The following is a 5487-nucleotide window of genomic DNA, read 5'->3' as shown; positions in this document are numbered from 1 at the left end:
GATGGCGTCGGTGTCGGTGTCGGGGTGCTGGGTCAGGTAGTCGTGTAGCTGGGCGGCGCGTTCACGCAGGGCTTCCTCGGTGTGACCGGACAACAGCCACGGAGCGGGGACCCCGCCGTCGCAGGACGCGACCGGCTCCTCTTCGCTGGAGTCGGCGGCCGCAGCAGCCCGTGCCGCATGGCCTCGACCATCTTGATGATGCCGCCGACACCGGCCGCCGCCTGGGTGTGACCGATGTTGGACTTCAACGAACCGAGCCGCAGGGGCTGTTCGGCGGAACGGTCCTGACCGTAGGTGGCGAGCAGCGCCTGGGCCTCGATGGGATCGCCCAGCCGGGTGCCCGTACCGTGCGCCTCCACCGCGTCCACGTCCGCCGGGGAGAGACCCGCGTCGGCCAGCGCCTGCCGGATCACCCGCTGCTGCGACGGGCCGTTGGGCGCCGAGAGCTGGCCGCTCGTGCCGTCCTGGTTCACGGCCGAGCCCCGGACGACAGCGAGCACCGGGTGCCCGTTGTGGCGGGCGTCGGACAGCCGCTCCACCAGCAGCAGGCCCACGCCCTCACCCCAGCCGGTGCCGTCCGCCGCGGCGGCGAAGGCCTTGCAGCGGCCGTCCGGGGAGAGACCCCGCTGCCGGCTGAACTCCACGAACAGGCCGGGTGTCGCGATGACCGTGGCGCCGCCCGCGAGGGCGAGGTCGCACTCGCCCTGCCGCAGCGACTGCACGGCCAGGTGCAGGGCCACCAGCGAGGACGAGCAGGCGGTGTCCACGGTCACCGCCGGGCCCTCCAGACCGAAGGTGTACGACAGCCGGCCGGAGGCGACCGACCCCGCGCTGCCGGTGCCGATGTAGCCCTCGAGGCCTTCCGGTGCCTTGCGGATACGGCCGCCGTAGTCGCCGTACATCACGCCGGCGAAGACGCCGGTGCGGGAGCCCCGCAGGGACGGCGGGGCGATGCCCGCCGCCTCGAACGCCTCCCAGGCCGTCTCCAGCAGCAGCCGCTGCTGCGGATCGACGGCGAGCGCCTCGCGCGGGCTGATGCCGAAGAACGCCGGGTCGAACCGGTCGGCGTCGTGCAGGAACCCGCCCTGCCGGGCGTACGTCCTGCCCGTGCGTTCCGGATCGGGGTCGTACAGTCCGGCGGTGTCCCAGCCGCGGTTCTCCGGGAACGGCGAGACGGCGTCCGTACCCGAGTCGACGACGCGCCACAGGTCCTCGGGTGAGCGCACGCCGCCCGGGTAGCGGCAGGCCATGCCGACGATCGCGATCGGCTCGTGGCGCTCGGCCTCGACGCGGGACAGCCGTTCCCTGGTCTGCAGCAGGTCGTTCGTCACGCGCCTGAGGTAGTCGCGGAGCCGGGCCTCGTTCGTCATGCTGCGTCAACTCTCCTTGGCTGTGGGGAACTTCGGGTTGCGGCTCACTCAGTGCCGAGCTGGTCGTCGATCAGGTCGAACAGCTCGTCGTCGGAGACCTGGTCCAGCCGGGGCGGCGCGGTCGCGGCACCGGCGAGGGCGCCGTCCGCGCCGCCGGGGGCGAGCCGTTCCAGCACGGCCGTGAGGCGGGCCACGGCGCGTTCGCGTGCCTCGGTGCCGAGGTCGTCACCGGCGAACGCGGACTCCAGGTCCTCGATCCGGGCCAGCACGGCGGCCGCGCCACCTGGCAGTCGGTCCGCCAGTTCGTGCAGCAGGTGGGTGGCGAGGGCGCCGGCCGTCGGCTGGTCGAACAGGACGGTGGTGGGCAGCCGCAGACCGGTCTCGGCGCCCAGCCGGTTGCGGAGTTCGACCGCGGTCAGCGAGTCGAAGCCCAGGTCGAGCAGGCCACGGTCCGCGGGGACCGGCCGGTTCGGGGCGTGGCCGAGGACCGTGGCGATCGTCGCCCGGACCAGGTCGAGCGCCAGCCGGGAACGGTCGGCCGGGGCCGCCTCGGCGAGTTTGCGCACCCACGGCGGGGTGACGTCCTCGCGCGCGTCCGGTCCCTGGGCCCGCGGGTCCTGGATCTGCGGTCCGTGGGCCTGTGCTCCGCCGGCCGGGGAGGACGACGGCCGCACCAGGCCCCGCAGCAGCGGCGGGACCGGCTCCGCGGCGGAGCGCCCGCGCAGGGCGCCCAGGTCGAGGCGGGCCGGTACGACGGCGGCCCGGTCCGTGGCGAGCGCCGCGTCGAGCAGGCCCAGGCCCTCGGCCGCCGTGAGCGGTGCGACGCCGGTCCGGGCGATCCGCGCCCGGTCCGCCGCGGTCAGTTCCCCGGCCATGCCGTCGCCGGTGTCCCACAGGCCCCAGGCGAGGGAGACGGCGGGCAGGCCCTGGGCGTGGCGGTGCTGGGCGAGCGCGTCGAGGTGGGCGTTGGCGGCGGCGTAGTTCGCCTGCCCGGCGTTGCCGACGATCCCGGCGACGGACGAGAACAGCACGAACGCGTCCAGGTCCTGCCCCGCGGTCAGCTCGTGCAGGTGCAGCGCCGCCTCCGACTTGGGCCGCGACACCCGGGTGAAGGCTTCCTCGGTCAGCGACTCCAGCGTGCCGTCCGCGGTGACCCCCGCCGCGTGCACCACCGCGCGCAGGGGGTGCTCCGCCGGCACCGAGCCGAGGAGCGCGGCGAGCGCCGTCCGGTCCGCCGTGTCGCAGGCCACGAGGGTGGCCTCGGCGCCGAGCTCGGCGAGCCGGTCCACGAGGGCGCCCGCGCCCGGCGCCGCCGGGCCGCGTCGGCTGGTCAGCAGCAGCCGGCGTACCCCGTACCGGGTCACCAGGTGCTCGGCGACGAGGCCGCCGAGCGCGCCGGTGGCTCCGGTCAGCAGCACGGTGCCCGGCCGGAACACCTCGGCGGGCGCCTTCGCCGGGGCAGGGCAGGGCGCGAGCCGGGGCACGGACAACCGCCCCTGTCGCAGGGCGAGTTGAGGCTCGCCGGTGGCCAGGGCCGTCCCCAGTGCCGCCTCGGACGGGGCGCTGCCGTCCGTGTCGACGAGCACGAACCGCCCCGGATGCTCGGACTGCGCCGTGCGCACCAGCCCCCACAGCGGGGCCTGCGCCAACCCGGCCAGGGGTTCGCCCGGGACCACGGCCGTCGCCCCGCGGGTCACCACGACCAGCCGCGCGGCCGGATCCTCGGCGGCCGCCCAGGCCCGCAGGTGCGCCAGCAGCGCCACCGGGGACAGCTCGTCGTCGGCCCGCAGCACGGCGTGGCCGGGCGCACCGGAGGGTACGGCGGGCCCGTCCGCCGGGTCGTACGGCCGCCAGTCCACGGCGGTCCCGGCGGGGGCGAGCGGCACCCAGTCCACGCGGTACAGGAGCCGGGCCGGCCCGCGGGCCGCCGCCAGCGCCGCCGGGTCGGCCTCCCGCACCAGCAGCGACCGGGCGGTCAGCACGGGCGCCCCGGACTCGTCCGTCACGGACAGCGCCGTACGGTCCGGGCCCTCGGGCGTCAACCGCACCCGCAGGGTGCGCGCCCCCGAGCCGTACGCGCGCACGCCCGCCCACGAGAAGGGCACCCGCAGCCCGCCCGACGCGCCCGTGCCCTCCAGCGCGAGCGGATGGAGCGCGGCGTCGAGCAGCGCCGGATGGACCGCGAACCCGCCGGAGGGATCCGGGGAGCCGGGATCGGACGCGATCTCGGCGAACCAGGCGCCGTTCTCCTGCCGCCAGGCCCGGCGCAGGCCGCGGAACAGCGGTCCGTACGCGTAGCCGAGCCCGGCGAGCGTGTCGTACGCCGCGGTGAGGTCCACGGGCCGCGCGTCCGGCGCGGGCCACACCGCGGGCTCCGGTACGTCCGGCGCCGCTCCGGTCGCGGGGGCCAGGACACCCGTGCAGTGCCGCGTCCAGCCGGCGCCGTCCGCGCCGGAGTGCACGGTGAGCGTCCGGCGCCCCTGCTCGTCCGCACCGGACACCACGAGCTGCAGACGCACCTCGCCGTCGTCCGGCACCGGCAGCGGCGCCTGGAAGGTGAGTTCCTCCACCTCGGGGCAGCCGGACTCGCGGCCCGCGTACAGGGCGAGTTCCAGCAGCGCGGTGCCGGGCACGACGGGCGTGCCGAGCAGCGCGTGCTCGGCCAGCCAGGGCTGGGCGTCCAGGGACAGCCGGCCGGTGTACACCGTCGCGGAGCCGTCGGCGAGCGCCACCGCCGCATCGAGCAGCGGATGCGGGCGCGGGCCGTCGTCCGCCGGGCCGGAGGTCCGGGCCGGGGCGTCCAGCCAGTACCGCTCGCGCTGGAACGGGTACGTGGGCAGCCGGTACGCCGTCGCGCCCGCGCCCGCCGCGCCGCCGGACCAGGCGGTCAGCTCGACGGGGACCCCCGCGCTCCACAGGGCGCCCAGGGCCTCCGGCACCGTCCGGTCCTCGGCACGGTCGCGGCGCAGCAGCGGCACGGTCAGGGCGTCCGGCAGCGCGTCCGCCGCGAGCGAGGTCAACACGGCGTCCGGACCCAGCTCCACGCACACGGTCACGCCGTCCTCGGCCAGGGCGCGCAGCCCGTCGGCGAACCGGACCGTCTCCCGCACGTGCCGCACCCAGTACTCGGGCGAGGCCAGTTCCTCGGCGGTCGAGAGACGACCGGTCAGGTCGGAGACGAGGGGAACGCGCGGGGCGTGGAACTCCAGACGGGCCACCACCTCGCGGAACTCGGCCAGCATCGGTTCCATCAGCGGCGAGTGGAAGGCGTGCGACACCGTGAGCCGCTTGGTGCGTGCCCCCTCTTCCCGGGCCCGCTCGACCACCCGCAGCACCGCCTCCTGCGTCCCGGAGACCACCGTGGCGCGGGGCCCGTTGAGCGCGGCGATGCCGACGCCGTCCCCGAGCCCGGCGAGCAGCGACAGGGTCTCCTCCTCCGGGAGCGACACGGCGGCCATCGCACCGCCCGGCGGCAGCGGGGCGTATTCCGTGGTGGTCGAGGAGGTGGAAGAGGGCGGTTTCGAGGGCGAAGAGGGCGGGCTGGGTGTAGGCGGTCCGGTGGATGAGGGTGTCGTCACCGGTGAGGAGGAGGTCACGCAGGGGTGTGTCGAGGTGGGGGTCGAGGGCGGTGCAGGCCGCGTCGAGGGCCTCGGCGAACACCGGGTGGGCGGCGTGGAGCTCGCGGCCCATTCCGGCCCGCTGGCTGCCCTGCCCGGTGAACAGGAAGGCGATGCGCGGCTCCCGGGCCGGCACGGCGATGCCTGTGGTGTCCCCGGCGGCCAGGGCGTTCAGCGCCTCCAGCGCCTCGGCGGCGGTCCCGGCCACGAACGACGCCCGGTGCTCCAGCGCGGCCCGGCCGCCGGCCAGCACGCCCGCCGCCCCGGCCGGCTCCGTGTCGGGATGCGCGGCGAGGAACTCCGCCAGCCGCGCAGCCTGCTGCCGCAGCGCCCGCGGGGTGTGCGCGGACAGCGGCCACGGCACCGGAAGTCCGGGCTCCCGCACTGCGGCGGGTGTGTGCTCCGTGGGTTGTTCGATGATGGCGTGGGCGTTGGTGCCGCTGATGCCGAAGGAGGAGATGGCGGCGCGGCGGGGGTGGTTGGTGGTGGGCCAGGGGCGG

The 5487-nt window shown here is 76.5% G+C and carries 1 protein-coding gene and 2 pseudogenes; all 3 read right to left on the bottom strand.

Going from position 1 to position 5487, the window contains the following annotated elements; all coding sequences use genetic code 11:
- Window positions 1-1370, bottom strand: a pseudogene (locus OO52_RS45145) (type I polyketide synthase); the annotation flags it as partial.
- A gap of 44 nt (window positions 1371-1414) precedes the next feature.
- Window positions 1415-4390, bottom strand: coding sequence for an SDR family NAD(P)-dependent oxidoreductase (locus OO52_RS54900; protein WP_432422521.1), 2976 nt, complete (start codon window positions 4388-4390; stop codon window positions 1415-1417).
- Window positions 4364-5432 (bottom strand): annotated as a pseudogene (locus OO52_RS54895) (acyltransferase domain-containing protein); the annotation flags it as partial. The gene OO52_RS54900 and the pseudogene OO52_RS54895, both read right to left, overlap by 27 nt.
- Window positions 5433-5487: the final 55 nt, after the last annotated feature.

The organism is Streptomyces flaveolus, assembly GCF_000716535.1.
Lineage (GTDB): Bacteria > Actinomycetota > Actinomycetes > Streptomycetales > Streptomycetaceae > Streptomyces > Streptomyces flaveolus_A.
Note: the sequence above shows the minus strand (reverse complement) of the source record. Positions and strands in the feature narration are given on the sequence as shown.